21 protein-coding genes are annotated in these 21,360 nt (G+C 62.1%); 12 read left to right on the top strand and 9 right to left on the bottom strand.

Annotated elements, in window-relative coordinates; genetic code table 11:
* Nucleotides 1–117 precede the first annotated feature (117 nt).
* Nucleotides 118–1,788 carry a ShlB/FhaC/HecB family hemolysin secretion/activation protein gene (locus ACP7D9_RS24240; RefSeq protein WP_426159824.1) on the top strand — a complete coding sequence of 557 codons (1,671 nt, stop codon included), beginning with the start codon at nucleotides 118–120 and terminating at the stop codon, nucleotides 1,786–1,788.
* A gap of 437 nt (nucleotides 1,789–2,225) precedes the next feature.
* On the top strand, nucleotides 2,226–2,573 hold the full coding sequence (locus ACP7D9_RS24245; protein ID WP_426159825.1) for a DUF6124 family protein: 348 nt from the start codon (nucleotides 2,226–2,228) through the stop codon (nucleotides 2,571–2,573).
* 608 nt (nucleotides 2,574–3,181) lie between these two features.
* Here the strand turns inward: ACP7D9_RS24245 and ACP7D9_RS24250 are convergent.
* Nucleotides 3,182–3,589 carry a response regulator gene (locus ACP7D9_RS24250; RefSeq protein WP_101158263.1) on the bottom strand — a complete coding sequence of 136 codons (408 nt, stop codon included), beginning with the start codon at nucleotides 3,587–3,589 and terminating at the stop codon, nucleotides 3,182–3,184.
* Between the two features lie 80 nt (nucleotides 3,590–3,669).
* Nucleotides 3,670–3,870, bottom strand: coding sequence for a Flp family type IVb pilin (locus ACP7D9_RS24255; RefSeq protein WP_178081171.1), 201 nt, complete (start codon nucleotides 3,868–3,870; stop codon nucleotides 3,670–3,672).
* A 328-nt stretch (nucleotides 3,871–4,198) separates the two neighbouring features.
* On the opposite strand from ACP7D9_RS24255, the gene cpaB reads away from it, so the two are divergent.
* From cpaB to ACP7D9_RS24295, 8 genes are read left to right on the top strand one after another with little or no spacing between them, the layout of a single operon-like run.
* Nucleotides 4,199–5,140, top strand: a complete 942-nt coding sequence (cpaB, locus tag ACP7D9_RS24260) for a Flp pilus assembly protein CpaB (protein ID WP_426159826.1) — start codon at nucleotides 4,199–4,201, stop codon at nucleotides 5,138–5,140.
* 20 nt (nucleotides 5,141–5,160) lie between these two features.
* On the top strand, nucleotides 5,161–6,378 hold the full coding sequence (locus ACP7D9_RS24265) for a type II and III secretion system protein family protein (RefSeq protein WP_426159827.1): 1,218 nt from the start codon (nucleotides 5,161–5,163) through the stop codon (nucleotides 6,376–6,378).
* A complete protein-coding gene (locus ACP7D9_RS24270; protein ID WP_426159828.1) occupies nucleotides 6,375–7,565 on the top strand; it encodes an AAA family ATPase in 1,191 nt (396 codons plus the stop codon). Before ACP7D9_RS24265 ends, ACP7D9_RS24270 begins: the two co-directional genes overlap by 4 nt.
* On the top strand, nucleotides 7,562–8,830 hold the full coding sequence (locus ACP7D9_RS24275; RefSeq protein WP_101158271.1) for a CpaF family protein: 1,269 nt from the start codon (nucleotides 7,562–7,564) through the stop codon (nucleotides 8,828–8,830). The genes ACP7D9_RS24270 and ACP7D9_RS24275 overlap by 4 nt, the downstream gene beginning before the upstream one ends.
* 17 nt (nucleotides 8,831–8,847) lie before the next feature.
* Nucleotides 8,848–9,732, top strand: a complete 885-nt coding sequence (locus ACP7D9_RS24280) for a type II secretion system F family protein (protein ID WP_426159829.1) — start codon at nucleotides 8,848–8,850, stop codon at nucleotides 9,730–9,732.
* 1 nt (nucleotide 9,733) lies between these two features.
* A complete protein-coding gene (locus ACP7D9_RS24285; RefSeq protein ID WP_426159830.1) occupies nucleotides 9,734–10,618 on the top strand; it encodes a type II secretion system F family protein in 885 nt (294 codons plus the stop codon).
* A 23-nt stretch (nucleotides 10,619–10,641) separates the two neighbouring features.
* A complete protein-coding gene (locus tag ACP7D9_RS24290; RefSeq protein ID WP_426159831.1) occupies nucleotides 10,642–11,364 on the top strand; it encodes a hypothetical protein in 723 nt (240 codons plus the stop codon).
* A 10-nt stretch (nucleotides 11,365–11,374) separates the two neighbouring features.
* On the top strand, nucleotides 11,375–11,647 hold the full coding sequence (locus ACP7D9_RS24295; protein WP_101158279.1) for a DUF3613 domain-containing protein: 273 nt from the start codon (nucleotides 11,375–11,377) through the stop codon (nucleotides 11,645–11,647).
* Between the two features lie 548 nt (nucleotides 11,648–12,195).
* Here the strand turns inward: ACP7D9_RS24295 and ACP7D9_RS24300 are convergent.
* On the bottom strand, nucleotides 12,196–12,963 hold the full coding sequence (locus ACP7D9_RS24300) for a response regulator (protein ID WP_426159832.1): 768 nt from the start codon (nucleotides 12,961–12,963) through the stop codon (nucleotides 12,196–12,198).
* Nucleotides 12,964–13,081: 118 nt separating this feature from the next.
* Nucleotides 13,082–13,552, bottom strand: a complete 471-nt coding sequence (locus ACP7D9_RS24305; RefSeq protein WP_426159833.1) for a prepilin peptidase — start codon at nucleotides 13,550–13,552, stop codon at nucleotides 13,082–13,084.
* A 74-nt stretch (nucleotides 13,553–13,626) separates the two neighbouring features.
* Here ACP7D9_RS24305 and ACP7D9_RS24310 point away from each other — a divergent pair, with 74 nt between their 5' ends.
* Together ACP7D9_RS24310 and ACP7D9_RS24315 are read left to right on the top strand one after the other, a co-directional pair.
* On the top strand, nucleotides 13,627–14,073 hold the full coding sequence (locus tag ACP7D9_RS24310) for a TadE/TadG family type IV pilus assembly protein (RefSeq protein ID WP_101158285.1): 447 nt from the start codon (nucleotides 13,627–13,629) through the stop codon (nucleotides 14,071–14,073).
* On the top strand, nucleotides 14,070–16,832 hold the full coding sequence (locus ACP7D9_RS24315; protein ID WP_426159834.1) for an ATP-binding protein: 2,763 nt from the start codon (nucleotides 14,070–14,072) through the stop codon (nucleotides 16,830–16,832). Before ACP7D9_RS24310 ends, ACP7D9_RS24315 begins: the two co-directional genes overlap by 4 nt.
* Here the strand turns inward: ACP7D9_RS24315 and ACP7D9_RS24320 are convergent.
* From ACP7D9_RS24320 to ACP7D9_RS24340, 5 genes are all read right to left on the bottom strand, one after another.
* Nucleotides 16,817–18,814, bottom strand: coding sequence for a pilus assembly protein TadG-related protein (locus ACP7D9_RS24320; RefSeq protein ID WP_426159835.1), 1,998 nt, complete (start codon nucleotides 18,812–18,814; stop codon nucleotides 16,817–16,819). The genes ACP7D9_RS24315 and ACP7D9_RS24320 overlap by 16 nt on opposite strands.
* A 216-nt stretch (nucleotides 18,815–19,030) precedes the next feature.
* A complete protein-coding gene (locus ACP7D9_RS24325) occupies nucleotides 19,031–19,588 on the bottom strand; it encodes a DUF4136 domain-containing protein (protein ID WP_101158292.1) in 558 nt (185 codons plus the stop codon).
* Nucleotides 19,589–19,629: 41 nt separating this feature from the next.
* Nucleotides 19,630–20,241 (bottom strand): DUF4136 domain-containing protein, encoded by a 612-nt coding sequence (locus tag ACP7D9_RS24330; protein ID WP_426159836.1) that lies wholly within the window; start codon nucleotides 20,239–20,241, stop codon nucleotides 19,630–19,632.
* 12 nt (nucleotides 20,242–20,253) lie between these two features.
* Nucleotides 20,254–21,003 carry a methyltransferase gene (locus tag ACP7D9_RS24335; protein ID WP_101158296.1) on the bottom strand — a complete coding sequence of 250 codons (750 nt, stop codon included), beginning with the start codon at nucleotides 21,001–21,003 and terminating at the stop codon, nucleotides 20,254–20,256.
* The gene (locus ACP7D9_RS24340) at nucleotides 21,003–21,305 is read right to left on the bottom strand and encodes a MazG-like family protein (RefSeq protein WP_016771852.1); all 303 of its coding nucleotides are present in this window, start codon (nucleotides 21,303–21,305) and stop codon (nucleotides 21,003–21,005) included. The genes ACP7D9_RS24335 and ACP7D9_RS24340 overlap by 1 nt, the downstream gene beginning before the upstream one ends.
* Between the last annotated feature and the right edge of the window lie 55 nt (nucleotides 21,306–21,360).

Genomic DNA, 21,360 nt, shown 5'->3' on the forward strand with positions numbered 1-21,360 from the left:
TTCGACGGCCTTACCTACAGCGCCTACGCTTGGTTGAGGGCGGAAGATTCCCACGAGTCTTCCGCTTTTTCTTAGGAAAAATCAGCCTCGTGCTGTGTCCTGACCATGGAGTGTCCTATGCGCGTCCTGGCATCCCTGCTGTGCCTGAGCCTCAGTTCCGTTGCCCTCGCCGACACCTTGCCCAGCTTTCTCAACAGTAATGAAACCACGCGCAACCTGCCCGTACCCAACCTGCCCGCCGACGCCTATCGCCCGAGCGCGGCACCGCTGCAAGTGCCCGACCCGGGCGCGACCGCCGCACAGCCACTGCTGATGGAAACCAGGGTCAACCTCAAGACCGTGCAGATCGAAGGCGGCACGATCTACCCGCTCAACGAACTCGCGCAAATCTACAAGCCTCTGATCGGCCGCCAGGCCAGCCTGGCCGAACTGATCGAAGCGACGCGCAACATCACCCGCCGTTATCAGCAGGATGGCTATCTGTTGTCCTACGCGTTCCTGCCGCAACAGAACTTCGATGACGGCGTGGCCCGGGTGGTGCTGGTCGAGGGCTACGTGCGCGATATCCAGATGCAGGGCGACATCGGCCGGGTCAAAGGCCTGCTCGACAAACTGGCGGCGAAAATCCAGGCCGAACGCCCACTGACGCGCAAGACCTTCGAGCGCTACACCACGCTGATGAGCCGCATTCCCGGGGTAACCATTCAAGCGCAAGTGCCACCGCCGGGCACCACCGATGGCGCGACCACTCTGGTTGCCCAGGCCAGTCGCAAACCGTTCACCAGTACCCTGAGCACCACCGAAGACAACCGCAACGGCCCGCAGGCGTTGCTCGGTGTCAGCAGCAATTCGCAAACCTCGATGGGCGAACAGTTGAGCCTCAGCGGCCTGTTCCCGCCGGGCGACGACAAAGAACATTACTACCGTCTCGACTACAGTCAGTTCCTCGACACCGAGGGCACGCAACTCAACGTTTCGGCCTCGCGTTACCGCGCCGACCCGAACACCGAAGTGCTGGTGGGCGGTGGCGGACGCCTGAGTACCCATCGCGAGAACGATCGCTATTCGATCGGCTTCAGCACGCCCCTGATCGCCTCCGCCAACGAACTGCTGACCGCCGGCTCGCGCCTGTATGCGGTCGACGACAAGACACGCTACGACGGCATCAACTTTCCCTTCAGCACCGAACTGCGCACCGACGTCCGCGCCCTCGCCTTCGAAGGCGACTGGCGCAAAGCCGACGCCCGCCAACTGCGCATCCTCAGCGCCGGCGTTTACCAGGGCTTCGACAGCCTCGGCGCGCACACCAACTACGACGACATCGACCTGGATTTCTTCCGCGTGCGCCTGTCCGGCGTGCAGAGCGACAAGTTTCTCGACAACTGGCAAGGCGTGCTCTCGGCCGCGTTGTACTGGAGCGACGACACCTTGCCCGACAGCGAACGCGCGGTGTTCGGCGGGCAGAATTTCGGCCGCGGCTACCCCGACGATCAGGCCTCGGGCGACAAGGGTTGGGGCGTGGCCTACGAGGTCAACTACAGCTACAAACGCGACGGCAACTGGGTGCGCATCCTGCAACCCTACGTAGTGCTCGACCGCTCGCGCAGCTGGTTCAACCAACTGCCGGTGCAGGCCAACAACCTGTCATCGACTGCCCTCGGGCTGCGCTTTGGTGATGCCAGGTATTACAACGTGGCCCTGGAAGTGGCGAAGGCCATGTCCGATGAAGCGCTGGACACGTTCAATCGCAAGCCGCGGTACAGCATCAGTTTCAGTTATCAGTTGTGAGAAGCGGCGGCGTGTCAGTCGGGAGTCTTTCAACTGACACACCGTCTACGCGAAATGGTTCGGCTATTCGATCGATCTATCGCACCGCTTAAACTAGCCGTTTAAACACACGCCCCGTTACCTAGCAACAGCCCACAAATCCTTGCGCCATTGCCTACGGCTACGCCAGAATCCGCCGGCTTGTGCGCCTGGGGCGCGGGTTCTATCGTTTGCCTGCCACTGCTCATCAGTGGTCGGGTTTAGTCGCCCGCTTGTCCACGCCGCACAGGTCCCTGTCAGCCAGGTATTGCATACCTGCACTTGATGGTGGCTGTGCGCAGGGCGCCTCCGGGCGCGCCGATTTCGTGGCTCATCGGTCGACTAACCTGCGTGCAGCTGCCTCCCTTTCGTTTAGTCGCGAACGGGTTGCGGCCCTACTCCATCAGGAGACTGAGCCCGTGAAAAAGATAACGCCCGATCCACCCGTTGCCGATCCGCTCCTCGAAGCGCAAAAGCTCAAGGAAGCCGCCGACCGCGTCATCGATTACTACCTCAACCCCCGCCTCATCAAAGACCCTGCCGCACCGCGCAAACCCAGCACGCTTTTCCTCGTCGACCCGGCTGCGGATAACGAAACCCTGTTGGTCCATGCCTGCGAATCACTGGCCTCGGCGAGCATCATGGCCAGCGACCTCGCCGGATTTATCGATGGACCGCAGCGCAGCTCCCTGTTGGGGATACAGCAAGTGATCATGCTGGGCGAACTGGCGGTCAACCGCGTACTGGACAGGCTGGTGCCTGAGTGACGGGAGGGAAAAGCAGTTGCAGGTGGTGAGTCACAGAGAGATGTAGTGGCGGGCAGGCCGCCTTCGCGAGCAAGCCCGCTTCCGCAGAAAAGCAAAAGCTAAAGATCGCAGCCTTCGGCAGCTCCTACGGTTGGATCGCGTAACACTCAAGAACAGGTCGGCGGGCAGGCCGCTTTCGCGAGCAAACCCGCTTCCGCAGAAAAGCAAAAGCTAAAGATCGCAGCCTTCGGCAGCTCCTACACGATGAGCGTTAGCTCGAGTAAAGCTTTTGATCTTGATCCACCGGCGACGTCGGAAGGCTGAGTGGAGGGATTGATCCGGGCGTGGGAGCGCAGCGACCGTCTGGCGCAGCCAGACACAGCGCAAGGAGGTGCAGCGAAGCAAACCGTAGCCGCTGCGCCCGGATCAGTCCCGGAGCGAAGGAACCCGAGCCTGCGAGGGCCGAACGCAGGAGCAAGCGTTTTTTTGCTTACTTTTTTACTGGGCCGGCATTCCGGGCGTTTGTAAAAAAAGTGAGTCGTCGTAAGGGCGAAACCGCCAGCCGCAACACCCGCAGGAACGGATATTCACCCACCCCCAAGAACACGGTCGGCCCAAAGGCCGCCGAGTCACACGACCTCGACCCGAGGCTTGGGAAACAGATTATCGAGAGTCTCCAACAACCTCACGTGATAAATCGGCTTGCGAAACAGATCCAGCACCTGCAACCGCAACATATCGCTGACATCCTCCATATCCGCATGCCCCGACATCACAATCACCGGCAAATGCTCCCGCGACGTATGCTCACGCAACCGCCTGATCAACGACATACCCGACTCCTCCGGCATGCGCAGATCAGTAATCACCAAAGCAATATCCGGATGCCGGGTCAGATGATGCAATGCCAGCTTCACCGACGTCGCGGTATGACAGGCAAACCCCTCCCCCTCCAGCAACTCTGCCAACTCCAGCAACGCGTCTTCTTCATCATCAACCAGAAGCAGTTGTTGGCGGGACGACGAAGACGCGTTCATGGGCAATACCTGAATGCTGAAGAATTAATCCAGTGTAGTGCGATATCAGCCAGGTGCAGTGTTCACACGTCCGCAACGCCCTAAGGAGTCGCAGCCGGAAGTGCATTCAGAATGCTGTCGAATATCGCCAGGATCCGTTCCCCGATCGGCGTTATGAATGCCACAACCACCACTGCCACCATCGCCACCACAATCGCATACTCGATCGCCGAAGCCCCCTCTTCGCTGCGGGCAAACGCGCGAGCCCTGGCGATCACATAATCCAGATTCAGACCCAACATAGTTTCACTCCTTCGCGCCTCTGGCGCCGACATCACCACCGCGGCAAGGTTCCACCGTGCCACTTGAGCATTGTCAACAAACCCCCGCGCAACAACTGTAAGAACGCATTAATCACAAAGCATTAATCCCTGCGTGTCTCGGCCCTTTGCAGCAGTCAATTGGGCAGAACCCAGACTTTGGTGGGTTATTTACCTGTCATTAATGGCGCTTTTGCTTGGATCAGCTAGCTTGGAAATAGCGAAATAGTTGCATGTTCATAGCTGCCGAAGCAGTCCGCCTTTCGCAAGCAAATGCAGTCGGTTGTGCAGCAGGAAAGGGAGAGCCGTCATGAACAGTCGCGTCACCATGGGCCTTGCCGCGTTGCTGTTGCTGGGGGCAGTTTTCGTCGGTTACTGGGGACTCGTGCTCAGCCGTCAGCCGGCCCCGGTCGTCGACGCACCCGTGGCATCAGCGGTCAGCGTTGAACAGACTGTCGCGATTGCCGAAGACCAGACCCGCCAACCGGTGGTGGTGCTGCTGCATGACGTGCCGCCGTTCACGCCGTTGACCGCCGCCGACGTGACCGTGGAAAAACTGCGCAGCGCACCGGCCGGCAGCCTGGCCACTGTCGAACAGGCAGTGGGCCGCACGCCATGGCGCCACCTCAGCGCCGGCACGTGGCTCAATGACGAAAGCTTCCAGGCCGGCGGTGCGCTGGCGCGAATGATCCGCCGCGATGAACGCGCGCTGACCGTGGCCGTCGATGAAGTGATCGGTGCTGCCGGGCAATTGCTGCCGGGCGATTACGTCGATGTGCTGCTGTACCTGCGCGAGGATGCAAGCAACCTGCAGCAGTCGGCGCAGATCGCCATTCCGGCTCTGCGCGTGCTCGGCATTGGCGATCAGTACGGCCTGACCAATGACGGCCAACCGGCTTCGCCCAGCCTCAGTGCCGAAGAAAAAATCAAACAGGACCAACGCCGCATCGCCGCGCGCACCGTGGTGTTGGCGGTGCCGGAACAACTGCTCAGTCGTCTGATGCTGGCAACCCAGGTCGGCACGTTACGCCTCGCGGTGCGCAGCAGCGAAGAACAACGGCTGGCCAAATATTGGGCCGGCGAAACGCAATCGCCCGCGCACCTGGATCGCGCCAACAGCCAGCTCTTCCAGTTCACCCAGCTCGCCCTGGGCAGTGCCCAGCGAGCACCTGCCACCGCGAGTGCCGGCGCGGCGCCGAGGCCTGCGGTGGAAATCATTCGCGGCAATCAGATCAGCCAACAAACCCCATGACTGCGCAAGGATTCACGTGCATGCAGAGTCGACTCAGACCGACCTTGAAACCGGCGCTCCGGGCAATGCTGTTGTTGGGATTGTCGATGGACACCGCCGTCGCGGCGGTGGGCAACTGCGCGGCACTGGCGCGCCTGCCCTCGGTGATCGAGATCGGTGAAGGCTTCCAGCAGGACATGCAATCCCCGGTGGCGATAACGCGGCTGGCGGTCGGCGATCCGAAAATTGCCGACGTGCATGCCAACGGCAGTACGTCCTTTCTGCTCACGGGCGTCGGCCCCGGCGCGACCAGCCTGATGGTCTGGACGGCCTGCTCGGCGCAGCCTCAGCAAGCCATGGTCTTCGTCCAGGGTGCGGCGACCACGGCGCTGACCAGCAGCGTGCCGTCGGACGATCCGACCCTGCCTTCGCAGGTGCAGACCGACATTCGTTTCGTCGAAGTCAGCCGCACCAAACTCAAGGAAGCCACCGCGTCGCTGATCGGCACGCGCGGCAACTTTCTGTTCGGTTCGCCCGGCACACTGCCGCCGATTGACGGCGTGCCGCAGCCGCGCTTGCCGGTGGATAACTCGCCGTTCAACTTCTCCTGGGTCGGCGGCAAGACCATGGCGATCATCAATGCGCTGGAAACCAGCGGCTTTGCTTACACCCTGGCGCGGCCGAGTCTGGTGGCGTTGAACGGGCAGAGTGCGAGCTTCCTGGCCGGTGGTGAAATCCCGATTCCGGTGCCCAGTTCCGGCAGCGACAGCGTGTCGATCGAGTACAAGGAATTCGGCATCCGCCTGACGCTGACGCCAACCATCATCGGCCGCGACCGCATTGCCCTGAAGGTCGCCCCGGAGGTCAGCGAACTGGACTTCACCAATGCGGTGAACATCGCCGGCACCACCGTCCCGGCGCTGACCATCCGCCGTACCGACACCAGCGTGTCGCTGGGCGATGGCGAAAGCTTTGTCATCAGCGGTTTGATCAGTACCACCAACAGTTCGCAGGTGAACAAGTTTCCCGGACTGGGCGACATTCCCGTGCTCGGAGCTTTTTTCAAGGGTTCGCAGATCAAGCGCGAAGAGCGCGAGCTGCTGATGATCGTCACCCCGCATCTGGTCCAGCCACTGGCGGCAGACGCGCGGCTGCCGTCGTTGCCGGGAGAGAAATTGCGCAACTACGACCCGAATTTCTATCGCATGTTCTTCCTCGAGAACGGTAACTTCGACAAGCGCAGCGGGTTGTCGCAATGAACCAGAATCTCAGTCAGACCTTCCTCGCCATCACCCGCAACAGCACCGATCTGCAATGGCTGCAAAGCGCCCTTGCGCCGCTCGGCCAAGTGGTCAGCGCCGGGGCCGGCAGCCTCGATGAACTGCTCGCACTGGTCGACGTGACGTTCGCCAATCTGGTGTTCGTCGGCCTCGATCGCGAGCACGTCGTGGCGCAAAGTGCGCTGATCGAAGGTGCGCTCGAAGCCAAGCCGATGCTGGCAATCGTCGCCCTGGGCGACGGCATGGACAATCAACTGGTGCTCAATGCGATGCGTGCCGGCGCGCGGGATTTTGTCGCCTATGGCTCGCGGTCCAGCGAAGTCGCCGGACTGGTACGGCGCCTGAGCAAACGCCTGCCGGCGGTCACCCCGAACACGCAGCTCGGTGGTCTTACTGTGCTGTATGGCGTGCAAGGTGCGTCGGACGGCGCGTTGATCGCCAATCACATGGCCATGGTGGTGCAGAAAAGCGGCCAGCAAACCCTGCTGCTCGATCTCGGTCTACCGCGTGGCGACAGTCTGGCGCTGCTGGGTCTGGAGAGCTCGTTCCACTTCGGCGATGCCCTGCGTCACCTGCGCCGCCTCGACACCACGCTGATCGACAGCGCCTTCACCAGCGCCGACCACGGCCTGCGCATTCTCGCCTACGCCGACACTGATGAGCCGCTGGAAACCACCAGCGCCGCCGAGCTGTACATGTTGCTCAGCGCTTTGCGTCAGCACTTTCAGCACATCGTCGTGAACCTCACCGGGCAGGCCGACAGTGAGGCGCTGCGCACCTTCGTCAGCCATTGCGACAAGCTGCTGTGGTACACCGACCAGAACGTACTCAACTGTCGACGCAACCTCGCCGTGCTCAACCTCTGGCGCGAGAAAGGCATGAAGCTTGAGCACGGGCGCCTGTTGGTTGATCGTTATTTGAACAACGTCGCGCCGGATTCAGAAACCTTGGGCAAGACCTTCAATCTGGAAGTCATCGCCGTGCTGGCCTTCAGTCCCGACGTGCGCCTGAATGCAAAGAACCAGGGCGTCAGCCTGTTTGAACTGGCGCCGCGGGAAAAAATCACCCAGAGCCTGCGCACCCTCGGCGAGCGTCTGGCCAAGCGTTCCGAAGGCCTGAGCAAACCGAAAGTCACCTGGTTCGACCGCCTGCGAGGCCTCTCATGAGCGCAGAAAAACTCTTTGGCGCAACGCCGCGCGGAGCGATCGGCAACAGCGATCACGAGGGCCTGAAACTGGTCCTGCACCGCTACATCATCGACGCCATCGAAGAGTCGGGGAAAAACCTGCTCGAAGGTTCACGCCAGCAACTGGCGCAATTCGTCACCGACAAGGTCGCCGAATACATCGCGCGTCTGCACCTGGCGATCTCACGCTACGAGATGGAGCGCCTGGGCGAAGAAATCGTCGATGAGCTCACCGGTTTCGGCCCGCTGGAAGTGCTGCTGCGCGACCCATCGGTGACGGAGATTCTGGTCAACGGCCCGCACCGGGTGTTCATCGAGCGCGACGGCGTACTGCATCAGAGCGATCTGCGTTTCATCGATGCGCATCATGTCGAGCGGGTCATGCAGCGCATTCTCGCGCCGCTCGGTCGCCGCCTCGACGAGTCCTCGCCGATGGTCGATGCGCGCCTGCCCGATGGCAGCCGGGTCAATGCAATCATCCCGCCGATAGCCCTCGACGGGCCGTGCCTGTCGATCCGCAAGTTCCGCAAGGACATGCTCAACAGCACTGATCTGATGGCGATGCAGACCATCGATCTGGCGATTTTCGAATTTCTGCAGAACGCCGTAGGCAAGCGCTGCAACGTCCTGATCAGCGGCGGCACCGGCACCGGCAAGACCACGCTGCTGAACATCCTCAGCCAGTTGATCAACCCCCACGAACGGCTGGTGACCATCGAAGACGTCGCCGAACTGCAACTCGGCCATCCGCACGTGGTGCGCCTGGAAACCCGCCCGCCCAACGCCGAAGGCCACGGCGAGGTCAAGGCCAGCGACCTGATTCGCAACGCCCTGCGCATGCGTCCTGACCGGATCATTCTCGGCGAGATCCGTGGCGTCGAAGTGGTCGACGTGCTCACCGCGATGAACACCGGCCACGACGGTTCGATGAGCACCGTGCATGCCAACAATGCCCAAGACGCGTTGCTGCGTCTGGAGACTTTGGTCGGGCTGACCGGGCGCTCGATCGCCGAACGCACCTTGCGCCAGATGATCTGCGCCGCCCTCGACGTGATCATTCAACTGACGCGCATGCCCGATGGCCGGCGCTGCGTCAGCGAAGTGGTGGAAGTGGTCGGGATTCGCGAGGACGTCTACGTCACCAACACCCTGTTCCGCCTCGACCGCCGCACGGGTTTCGGCTTCCTGCGCGAGGCGATCAACCCGGCCGGCGACAAACTGCGCCATGACGCTCACCTGGGCTGACGGCGAGGAGCACGCAGATGCTGCGACCGACCATTCTTATCGCTGTCTGCCTGGTACTGCTGGGGCTGTCGATCTACCTGTTCCTGCAAGGTCTGCACAAGACCGCGACGGAAAAAGTCCTCAACCGACTGGCCGCCGGGCAACCGCAACTGGCCGTGGAACAGACGAAATGGGTCGGGCTGGAACGCATGTTTCTGCGTGCCGGACTGGGCCGACCGAGCGAGCGTTTCGGCGTGTGGCTGAGCCTGTGGGCAGCGGCCATGGGCCTGGGGTTTCTGCTCGCCAGCTGGATCGGTTTGCTGATCATGCTGATCGCCCCGCCCGTGGCGTTGCGGCTGTACATCGCCATTCGCTACCAACGGCGGATTCGCCGCATGATCGAGCAGTTGCCGCAACTGCTCGACCACACCGTGCGCAGTCTCAAGTCCGGGCGCACGCTCAGCGATGCGGTGATGGGCGGCATCGAGGCCAGCGAGGATCCATTGAAAACCGCCATGGGCCGGGTGCAGCGCAACGTGCAACTGGGAGTGAACCTGCCGGACGCGGTCAGCGATTTTGCCGAACTTTACGAGCAGGACGAACTGCGCATGTTCGCCCTCGGCCTGAAGGTCAATCACCGCTACGGCGGCAACGCCAGTGAGCTGCTGGAGAACCTGATCAAGCTGATCCGCGAGCGCGACCAGGGCGCTCGACAGCTGCGAGCGCTAACCGGGGAAACGCGCATGACCGCTTGGGTGCTCGGTCTGCTGCCATTGCTTCTGATGAGCTACTTCATGCTGACCAACCCCGGCTACATGCTCGGCATGTGGCACGACGAAAGCGGCCAGACCATGTTGCTCAGCGCCGCTGCGTTGCAGGTGCTGGGCAGTCTGGCGCTGTGGCGCATGTTGCGGAGCGTTTGAGATGGTCTGGCTCGCCGCGTTGTTATTGCTCCTCGGTTCGCTGCTCTTGGTGGGCAATCACCTGCTCACCGAGCGCCGTCGCGTGCGCCAGGTGCACCTGCGCCTGCACGGTCAACGGGTGCGGGAAAACCGTTTCGACCATTGGCTGCGCGCAATGGGGAACAGTCGCTTTGGCCGGCGCTCGGTGAGCATCGACAGCGAAACCCAGACCTTGCTCGGTCGCCTCGGCTGGCGCCGTGCCAACGAACGCGCGTTGTTCGCCGCGTGCCAGATCGGCACGCCGCTGCTCGCCCTGGGGTTGGCGATCTTTCTGCAGGAAGTGTTTTTCCCACAGACCAGCCATCGCTGGATGGCGCCGATGTTCGCTGCGGGCGGCGGCTATCTCTTGCCCAAACGTCTGCTCGCCTACGCCGCCGCCCGTCGGCAGAAAACCATCGCCGTGGAAATCTCCACGTTCATTCCGCTGCTGCGCATCCTCTTCGAATCCGGCATGGCCGTGGAACAAGCGCTGCGCGTGCTCAGCGTCGAAGCGCAGAAACTGCTGCCGGAACTGACGCGCGAACTGCGCCTGATCCTCAACCGCGTCGACTCGGGTCTGGAACTGGGGCGGGAGCTGAACAAGACGGCGGTGATGCTCGCCGTGGACGAATTTACCGACACCTGCGTGATCCTCCAGCAACTGATCCACCAGGGCGGCGGCGCGATGAAATCGTTGCTGGCGCTCAAGCAACTGCTGGATGACCGTCGCCTGACCCGGCTGCAGGAATACATCTCGAAAATGTCGGCGAAGATGTCGGTGGTGATGATGCTGTTTCTGTTTCCTGCCCTGCTGATCGTTTTGGCCGGCCCGGGCTTCACCGCCATCGCCCGCGCGTTCGCAAACTGACCTTGGCTCATGGAGAGCGCTTGATGAAAGTACTGATAGTCATGACCAGTCTGCTGCTGCTCAGCGGCTGCGCCACGGACGGCCAGGCGCCGCGGACCTCGCTGCTGTCGCCGTCCAGCTGCAGCAAGCTGACCTCGGAGCAGGAACTGTCGCTGAACCTCGCCGATGATCTGGCCAGCGACGGCAAGCTCCACGCCAGCCTGGCCAACCTGCAAAGCCTGCCGGACAACCTCAGCGAAGTGCGCCTGCGCAAAGCCAAGGTCTATCGCCTGCTCGGCCGCAGCGAAGCCGAGCCGCTCTACCGCAGCCTGCTTGGCGGCTGCCTCACCGCCCAGGCCGAACACGGCCTGGGCCAGGTCTACGCCGCCCGTGGCGACCACGGCCAGGCCCAGGCCCACCTGCAACGCGCCGCCCGTCTGGCGCCCACCGACGAGAAAATCCGCAACGACCTCGGCGTCGTGTACCTCAACCAGCTGCGTCTCAACGAAGCGAAATTCGAATTCCTCACCGCCATTGAACTGAGCCAGAACAATCAGTTGGCGACGCTGAACATGGTCACTTTGCTGCTCTACCAGAACGACTGGCCACAGGCCGCCGAAATCGTCAGCCGCTCGAAACTGACCCCGGAACAATTCACCGAAGCGCAGCAACGCGCGGAGAAACTCAAAGCGCCAGCCAACGCCAAAACCCCATCCGGCGACCGCGTCGCCGCCTTCATCGACCCGCTACCGCCGACGCTCGAATAAGGAGACAGCCATGAACATTCGCCAAGGCCTGTGCTACCTGACCCTGCTCACACTGCCCCTCAGCGCCCACGCCATCGACACCGGCCCCGCCTCGGCCCAGCAACAGGAAACCGAAGGCTGGCTGGTCCTGCAAAGCCGCAACAAAGCCGCCTCAGCAAAACCCCAAAGCGCCACCGCCACCGAACGCGAACTGGCGATGCAGCGCTGGCTGAAGAAATACCGGTACGAGATTCCGGATTTTTATGATCCGGATGCGGGCGGGAAGATCGAGGGCAAGAATTAGTTTGTTGGTGCCCTTGAAGGCCCCTTCGCGAGCAGGCTCACTCCCACAGAAAAGCAAAGCAAAAGCAAAATCAAAAGATCGCAGCCTTCGGCAGCTCCTACAGTTGGATCGCGTAAGACTCAAGAGCAGTGTCGGCTGCCGGGCCGCCTTCGCTGGCAAGCCAGCTCCCATAGAAAAGCAAAAGCAAAAGATCGCAGCCTTCGGCAGCTCCTACACACGATGAGCGTTAGCTCGAGTACCGCTTTTGATCTTGATCTGGGAGCCCGTCGGCAGGCTGAGTGGAGGGATTGATCCGGGCGTGGGAGCGCAGCGACCGTCTGGCGCAGCCAGACACAGCGCAAGGAGGTGCAGCGAAGCAAACCGTAGCCGCTGCGCCAGGATCGATCCCGGAGCGAAGGAACCCCGAGCCCCAGCGAGCGGGCCGAACGTCAGGCCGAGGACCTTTTGGTTCCTTTGGGCCGGGCCGGCATTCCGGCGTTTGCCAAAAGGGACTGGCCGTAAGGGCTAACCCCTAAGAAGCCGTTACCGCAACAACGGATATTTACCGATTAATGAGCCGTAACGTTCTGCCGCCCCGCCGAACTGCCAGGCGAAAGGGCCAAAGCCAACTGCGTCCGATTATGCATATGCGTCAACCGCAACACCTGCGACACATACAGCTTCACCGTGTTCTCGGTAATCCCCAACTCACAGGCAATCTGATAATTGGTCTGCCCCTTGCCCACCAACCGCGCCACGTCCAACTGCCGCGGCGACAACTGACTGAACACCGCCGGCATCTCGGCAGACTCAGGCTCACCATCACTCACCTGCGGCGCGGGCGAACGCCGCACCTTGTCCAGATCCTGATAAAGGTCATCAATGGACTCGGACAAGAACTGCAACTTCTGATTCAAGTGCCCAAGATGCAAGTTCTTCTGCCGCTCCTGCAAAGCCAATTCCTGACGCTGCACCCCTTCGAGCAACTCACCCAGATCGATCGGCTTCTGATAGTAATCGGCAATCCCTGCACGCAACGCCTTGATCACATCCTGCTTGTCGGCGCGCCCGGTGAGCATGATCGCCTCGAACACCCGCTGCTTGCCGGCCAGCCGCTGCAACGCCTGGATCAACTCGATGCCATCCATGTCCGGCATGTGCAAATCACTCAGCACCAGACCGACGTCCGGGTCCGCTCTGAACAGCTCAATCGCTTCAAGACTCGAATCGCACGGCACGCAACGGTAGCCACTGCTCTCGAGAAACTCACACAGCTCTTCGACGATCAGCGGCTGATCATCGACCACGAGGATTTTTACTGCATTAGGCTTGTTCACGAACCACTCCATTGCTCGGGCCAACGCTGACGATTCCTGCACTTTGGTGGCGTATTCGCCTGAATTGAAAGTAGACCCACTTTCCGGCTATGTACATAGGACTAGTGGCACCCCGCAGCTAGCTGATCCAGTGCAGCGAAAGCACCACTCCAATCAGCACGAACGGTGCAAATGGCAGCTTTTTTGACTTATCCGGTGTGAGATGGCGCACATGCCCTCTAAGCCCTTGACCCATATGAGGCCAGAGTTTTGGCGCGAGCAGCAGCCAGAGCACGCTGGCCACGCCCGCGCCGATAAACGCACCGAGAACAAATACGCCGTTCGTCGCAAGGCCCAGGGCTGTCATTAATTTCACATCACCAGCGCCCATGCGACCCAGCAGGTAACCGGGCAATGTCAGCAGCAAAGCGATCAGGCAGGCCCACCCGCCCTGCTGTGCGTCGGCGCCCAGCCAAGTAGTGCCAGTCGCCAACAACCAGACCAACGCAAGCGCGCCGACGCCTAACGTCAAAGCATTGGAAATTCGCCGGTGCCGGGCATCTTGCGCGGCGCAGATCGCCAACCAGATCAGAACCAGAGAAATCTGCATCCGCTAAAGCCGTCCGTTTTGGCTGAATGATTCTATGCTGATACTACGCAGTGACTGTCAGGGTAGACGCACGCATGAAAAACGGCTTTCGCAGGTCGCAAAAAGGTGCGGTGGCGATCGAGTTCGCCTTGGTGTTCATCATCTTTTTCGCAGTGTTTTATGGGCTGGTCAGCTACGGCCTGCCCTTCGTGATGATGCAGTCGTTCAACCAGGCCACCGCCGAAGCGGTGCGCCGCAGTGTTGCGGTCGACCCGACCACGCCGAACTATTCGACGGCAGTGGTCAATACCGCGAATGCCGCGCTGACCCAGCAATTGCGGTGGCTGCCCTCGGCACTCAATCTGGTGGTCGGAACGGACACCAGTTCGGTGTACGACGCGGGTAGCGGCACCCTGACCGTCAGCGTCAACTACCCGGTGAGCAAGCTCAACCAGATCATGCCGTTTCTGGTGCTGCCCGGGATCGGCACGGTGCCCAATCTGCCCACCCACCTCACCGCCCGCTCGAGCCTGCAATTTTGACCGCCGGCGATAAGCTCTTCGGGCGTTTGCTCAAGCGTGCGCCCAGCGCTGTTCTGGAGCTGCCGGACCGACTCGGCGCGCCGCCCACCGGGCTGCATTTGTATCTGAATGGCGACGGCGAGGTGTTACAGATTGCCGGCCCGCTGCGGCATTTGCTTGCCCAGCACAAACCCCAAGGTCAGCCGCTGCCGCTCAGCGCCTATCTGCTGCCGCATAGCCTGTTGAGCGTGGAAGGTCAGCCGCGAGACTGGCAAGGGCAATTGCTTGATCTGGATTTCACCGGCCTGAATGAGCAGCCGCTGCACCTGCGCGGCTGGGTGCAGCCGCTGGAGGATGGCTGGCGACTGCAACTGCTCGACATCGCCGACCTGCTGCTCGAACGTCAGCAATCGCGCGACCGCGACGCCTGCCAGACCCTTGCCGCGCAGATCAGTGATCATCTGCGCACGTGCAGCCTGACGCGCTTGTCGACAGTGCTCGGCGAACAGTTGCAGGCCATCGCCCAGCGCTGGCATATCCCCTGTCTCGCCGTGGCGCTGCTGGATGAACAGGCACAGGGCTGGCAGATTCACCAGCAGTTTCGTGGCCACGACGCTCCGCAACTGTGGGCGGACGGCCAGCCGCTGGGTACGCCGCTGGACAGCCTCAACGGCAGTGCGCCGCAACGTCTTGCGGGCCAGCAGGGCCGTTATGAACACTCGCGATTACAGGCCACATTCGGCAACGCCAACGGTTTCGCAGTGCCCTACAGCAATGACCAGGGCGTGGTCGCGTGGCTGCTTTGCGGGTTTTATACGGTCGACAGCGTGGCACCATGGCTGACCGATCGCGACTGGCTGACCTTGGTCGGCGCGCTGGCCGGGCCGCTGCTCAGCCGCTTGCGCGAGCAGCGCCATGGGCAATCGATGGAGCGCCTGGACTCGCTGCAAAACCTGCTCGGCGCCGGCTGGTGGGAAATCAATGCCGACGAGCACATGGTAGTGGCGCCGTCGCTGGCTTCGGCACTCGGCCTCAGCACTTGCACGCTGGCGGTGGAGGACTGGCTGTTGCTGTTCCATCCTGCCGACCGCGACGAGTTGCGCAGCCGCTTGCGCGCCCTGCAATGGCAGGGCGAAGCGCTGACTCTGAGCGCGCGCCTGCACCGCGCGGATGTCGGCGCAGCAGCGACGTGGTACCGGATTCAGGGCCAGGTCAGCGGCACCGGTGAACAGCGGCGTCTGATCGGATTCATGCTCGATATCAGCGATATCCAGAATCAACAACAGCGCGCTGCAGCCGCTCACGCGCGGCTGGATAATCTGATCGCCAGTTCGCCGGCGGTGATCTACGTGCAGCGTTATGAAGAAGGCGCGCTGATCCCGGCGTTCTTCAGCGCCAGCCTGCAACCCTTGCTCGGCTGGACGCTGGAAGATTGCGATGCAGCAACACTGGTCGAGCGCGTCCATCGCGACGACCGTGAACTGTATTTCCAGCGCAACCGCCAGTTGCTGCGCGAGGGCTCGGTGCGTGCGCGTTATCGTCTGCGCGACAGCCGTGGCGACTATCACTGGTTGCTCGATGAGGCAAAACTGCTGCGCAACGATCTCGGTCTGCCGATCGAGGCGGTAGGCCTGTGGCTTGATGTCACCGACGCGACGCTGGCCGCCGAAAAGGTTCGGCAGAGCGAGGAGCGCTACCGGATTCTGGTCGAGGATTCGCCGGCGATGATTTGCCGCTATCGCCCGGACCTGACGCTGATTTTTGGCAACCGACCCTTGGCGACCTATCTGGAATGCGCGCCGGAACAACTGCCCGGCATTGATCTGGCTGGCTGGATGTCCGAGGAACAACGCGGCGCGTTTGTTCAGCGCCTGAACCAGCTGACCCCGAAACATCCGGTGAGCACCGCCGAAATCAGCCTGCAATTGCCCGGACGCGAACACGCCTGGTGGGTCTGGTCGGATCGCGGCGTATTCGACGAGCGCGGCCAACTGGTCGAAGTACAAGCCGTGGGCCGCGACAACACCGAGGTGCGCCGCTCGCAACAGCAACTTACGCAAAGCGCCAAAATGGCCACCCTCGGTGAAATGGCCACCGGCCTCGCCCACGAGATCAATCAGCCGCTGAACGTTATGCGCATGGCCATCGTCAACGTGCTCAAGCGCCTCGACAACGGTGACGTGCAGGTCGATTACCTGACCGACAAACTCAAGCGCATCGATGCTCAGGTTCAACGCGCAGCGAAGGTGGTCGACCATATGCGCGTGTTCGGTCGGCGTTCGGAAATCGAACAACAGCTGTTCAACCCGGCTCAAGCCATCGAAGGCACTCTGTCGCTGCTGGCCGAAGGCATGCGCGGCAAAGGTGTCGATCTGCACATCAGCGAGACCGGCCTCGAGGCGCAGGTGCGTGGTTACGTCGATCAGCTGGAACAGGTGCTGATCAACCTGATGGTCAATGCCCGCGACGCCCTGCTCGGCAAGCGCGAGAGCGACTCGGGGTTCAAGCCATGGATTTCAATCTACGCCGAGCGTGACGATGAAAGCGTGCGACTGTGGGTCGAGGACAACGGCGGAGGCATCGATCCGCGTTTGCTGGAGCGGATCTTCGAACCGTTTTTTACCACCAAACCGATCGGCGTCGGTACCGGCCTTGGGTTGTCGGTGAGCTACGGCATCATCGCCAACATGGGCGGGCAATTGAGCGTGCGCAACTCCACGGAGGGCGCACGGTTCTGCATCGAATTGCCGATTGCCACGGATGATCAGATCACCAGATAGGCCTTGCCGGTCTGCCCGCAGGTCATGTTGGCGCCCACCTCGGTGTTCATCAGATTGATGCCCAGGCCTTTGAGCAGATTGTTCAACAACGGGTCGAGCAAGGGACTGATCAAACCGGTGACCACTGGCAACAAGCGGTTGCTGACGTCGCTGATCAACGAGGCCACCCCGGTGACGATAGCGCCCAGCGGATTGCTGCCCACGGGTTTGTAGACGATCAGGTTGATGCCCGACAGGGTGTTCGCCAGGCTGCCGACGATGTTGCTGGTCGGCGCGGCCGGTAGCACGCTGGGCGGCAGTTTCAGATTGGCCGGGGTGGCGAAGGGTGTGGTGCTGGAGAACAGCAGATTCTGCGTGGTCTGCGCGACGCTGGTGTCGAGTTTGATGGCGATGCCGCCCGCGCCGTATTGGACGCGGGAGGCGGCATCGCAACTGCCAAAGCCGAGAATCTTGTGGCAGGTGATGATGCCGAGATCGACCAGCGGCAACGGCGCCACGGTGGGTTCGGCGACTGAAGAGAACGCCGCGACGGGATCGATCCTGCCGAGCTTGAGGTCAGCCAGAGAGGTGGAGGTGGTGGCGGTCAGGCTTTTGCTGCCGCTGTCGCCGGTCGGGCAGCGGTAATCGGTGACATAGCTTTTCGCACCGCCGGCATCCAGCGCGATGTCGATCTGCGGTGAGGGCAGCAGCTTCGGATCGAGCTGTTGGCAACCGGCGCCCAGCAGACAGAACACTGAATTGAGCGTGTCCACCAGGTTCAGGTTCAGCAATGCATTGAGTGTCGGCGTCAAGGTACCGACCAGACCGGCGACGGCATTCGTCAGCCCGCTCACCCCGCCAAGCACTGGCAGGTTGACCGACAGCAGCGTGCGAACCTGCGCCGTACGCACAAAAATCCGATCGGGTCCCAACGGGTTGGCCTTGGCCCGCGCCGGGTCGCCAATCGCCGAAAACTGTGGCGGCTCGATCACCTTCACCCGCACCGTGACACCGGCCAGCCCCAGCACATTGACCGGCAAGGTCGCCGCCACCGCGCTTTTGCTGTTGGCCAGTTGCACCACACCCTGCACCAGTTGCAGCAATTGCAGATTGGCATCCAGCCCCGCCGCCGTGGTGCCGGTCTGCAGTTGCAGAATCTCGCCGAGTCTGACCGGCGCCGCGTTGATCGCGGCGACCTGCAACTGGCCCAGCGCGGTGACCACTTGCGCAGTCGCGCCGTTGAGTTGCACCACCGTCGCTGCGGCCTGAATCAACTGCGTCACGGTCGCTTGGGTGTTGAGCAATTGCGCGTAGTTGCCGGCACCGACGTTGAGGTCGATGGCCAGTTGATCGAGGTATTTGAGCAGGTTGATATCGGTGTGCAGCAAGCCGTCCCAGCCCACCGCCGTGAGGTTGACGTTGCCGCCGAGCAACCCGGAAAACAGCGGGTTGAGAATATTCGACTGCGCTGTGTCGATGCTGGCGAGGGTGCTGCGAATATTCAGCTGGGCGATGGTCGGCTGCGGTTTGGCGGCCACCGCCGAAGCAGTGAGCGTGGTATTGAGGCTGACCGGTGTCGCGCTGAACAGCGCCTGTACACCCCGGGCGAAACTGCTGGTGACCGTGCGGCTGGCGGCGACTTTGACGGCGGTTGATTGCGTCGTATCGACGGTAAAACTGCGCACACCGCCGGCAGCAGTGGCCAGCGTGCCGCAGGTGGTGGCGAGGCGGTTGTTCGCGTCGACGAGGTAGCCATTGCGTAGTGCACTTTGCCCGGCGTAGGTGGCGGCGGTCAGCCCGGGCAGGCAATTGCCGCCGCGACTGACCGCTTCGAGGGCGGCGGTGTCCACCACCCGCTGCAGTTTGCGCTGTTCCATGTACAAGCGACCGCTGTCGACCACCAGCAACATCATCACCAGCGCCAGACTCAGGGTGGCAGCCGCCATCAAGCCGATTGCCCCGCGTTGCCGGGCCGGGCCGTTGCCTTGCGATCCTGGCGACATGACGCACTCCTTTGCCGGCGCAGGGCCTAGCGCGACCTGCGTGGGTGACCATGAGTGTAGACGCGGCCGGTCGAGACTGCTGGCGTCACGCCATTCCATTGTGGGAGCGGGCTTGCTCGCGAAAGCGTCAGGTCAGGCGATCAAGACCTTGAATGTACCGCCGCCTTCGTGAGCAAGCCCACTCCCACCTGGGGCTGCGTCGGTTTCAGGAGAGGATCAACGCGGTGGATAGTTGGCCAGGATCCGCGCGACGGTCTCGCGAATGGCATTGCTGCGGTCGGCCGGATTCGGGCGGTTGCTGAGGATTTGCTCATCGCTGCCGCGCCAGACCAGTTTGCCGTCCTTGCCATCAAGCAGGTCGATTTGAAGCGTTGCGACCTTGTAGGTGACGTTGCGCGTTTCGTTGTACATCGGCGCGCCCCAGTAGCCGTTCCAAGGGCCGCCCCAACCGCCGCCGTAATTAGTCGTAACTTGCTGCTGGCGATCCTCGACGATCAGGTAGGTCTGCACGTTCAGATCACCCTTGCCGCCACCAGCGACCGGGCGCAAACCGCGCTGATCGAGTTGATCGGACACCGCTTGGCGGATGCGCTGTTCGGTCAGGTCACTTTTGATGCGCGGGTCATCGGGGCGATATTGCAGGGCCGGGTCTTTCCAGCTCCAACTGCGATAGGCGGCAAAGTCACGGCTGGCGTCGAAGTCGTGATTGATCTCGTTGGCAGCGCAGGCACTGAGCAGCGCGGTAAAAGCGAGTAGAGCAAGACGGCGGAACATGATTTTTCTCCGGGTGAAGGCATGAACCTGCTGACACGACGTCAGCTGGGAGGATACGCCGCCATGGCTTTTTCCACAGCCTCGCGAATCGCATCGGCGCGTTCGATCTGATTGCCCTGGGTGCCGGTCTCAGCGCTGGCGCTCCACACCGGCTGACCGTTGCCGGCATCGAACAGATCGACCCGCACCACCACGACCTGTTCTTGATAGGTGCGCACGATCGGCACGGTGTTGTACATGCCGTAGCCGCGGCCATAACGATCATAGCCGCCGTATCCACCGTAGTAGCCGTAATCGTCGCGAACCTGGCGCAAACGGGTTTCCAGACGCAGGTCGGCGCTGACCAGCAGGTCGGCCGGGCGGTTGTCACGCATCGGCCGCAGGCCGCGCTGGTCAAGGGCATTGCTGACCGCCTCGGCCACCTGCGCCGAGTCGGCCCACGCCGTGCCCGGCGGTAATTGCCCGTTGCGCCAGGCCCAATTGCGGTAGCGTCCGTAATCACGCGGCGGTGCCGGGTAGGCGCTGCGGTCGAAGGTGGTGGCGGCTTGCGGCGGTGCCGGCGGCAACGGCCGTGACTGCGCCACGTAGGGGTTGTTGCCCTGGCAGGCGGCCAACCCCAGACACATCAGCAATAACCCGCATTGAGCTTTCATGGCGCGCTCCGCTCAGATTGGCCGGCAGATCCAGTGCAAATAGCGCCCAAGCCCGGCGAAGCCTGGGTGACGACGGTGCGCGAGTTCCATTTCCAGCAAGTCCGCCAGTTCGGCGCGGGCCTGGAATTCCACCGGCATGTAATCGTGAAATACCCGTACGCCGCTCTGACTTTCGACCTGCCACATACCGGCGAGTTGCGTCGCCAATTCCCGTGGGTCGAGAGGCTGCTGCGGGGTCAGGCTCTGCTTTTCGCCGGCCATGACATTCTTGCGCATCTTCTTGAAATGGCCCTTGAGCAGATTGCGGTAAATCAGCGCATCACGGTTGTAGAACGCCAGCGACAGCCAGCCGCCGGGGTTGGTCAACTGATGCAACACCGGCAGGATCGCGTGCGGCTCGGCGAGCCATTCCAGCACGGCGTGGCAGATCACCAGATCGTAGGGCTCGGTGAGCTGACCGGGCAGTTCCTGCCACGGCGCTTGAATGAACGTCGCAGTTTGCCCGGCGTCGGCAAAACGCTGGCGCGCACCTTCGAGCATCGGCTCGGCCGGCTCGGTGAAGGTAACGTCATGGCCGCGCTCGGCCAGCCATAGCGACATGTGCCCAAGGCCTCCGCCGATATCCAGCACGCGCAGCGGACGATCCGGCAAGGCCTCGCTCAGGTCAGCCTGCAACACCGCAAGGCGAATCGCGCCTTTGGCGCCACCGTAGATTTTTTCTGCGAAGCGCGTAGCCAACTGATCGAAATGACGGTCGCTCATCAGCTGAACCGCCGTTCGCTGTCGGCGAGCTTGGCGCGCACCACTTCATTCATGTCCAGGCCCAGCTCACTGCACAGCAGCAACAGATACAGGACGATATCGCCGACTTCCTGCCCGGCGTGGGCCAGTTTGTCCGCCGGCAACTGGCGCGACTGGTCTTCTGTCAGCCATTGGAAGATCTCCACCAGCTCGGCCATTTCCACGCTGGCGGCCATGGCGAGGTTTTTCGGGCTGTGAAATTGCCGCCAGTCATTGCGGTCGCGAATGGCGTGCAGGCGTTCGGTCAGTTCAACAAGGTTCATCGGGCTCTCCTGAAGGCGCATAGCTTCAGGGGGATGCGCGCTGATGGCAAGCAGC

The organism is Pseudomonas sp. TSRC2-2 (genome assembly GCF_049897785.1).
GTDB lineage: Bacteria > Pseudomonadota > Gammaproteobacteria > Pseudomonadales > Pseudomonadaceae > Aquipseudomonas.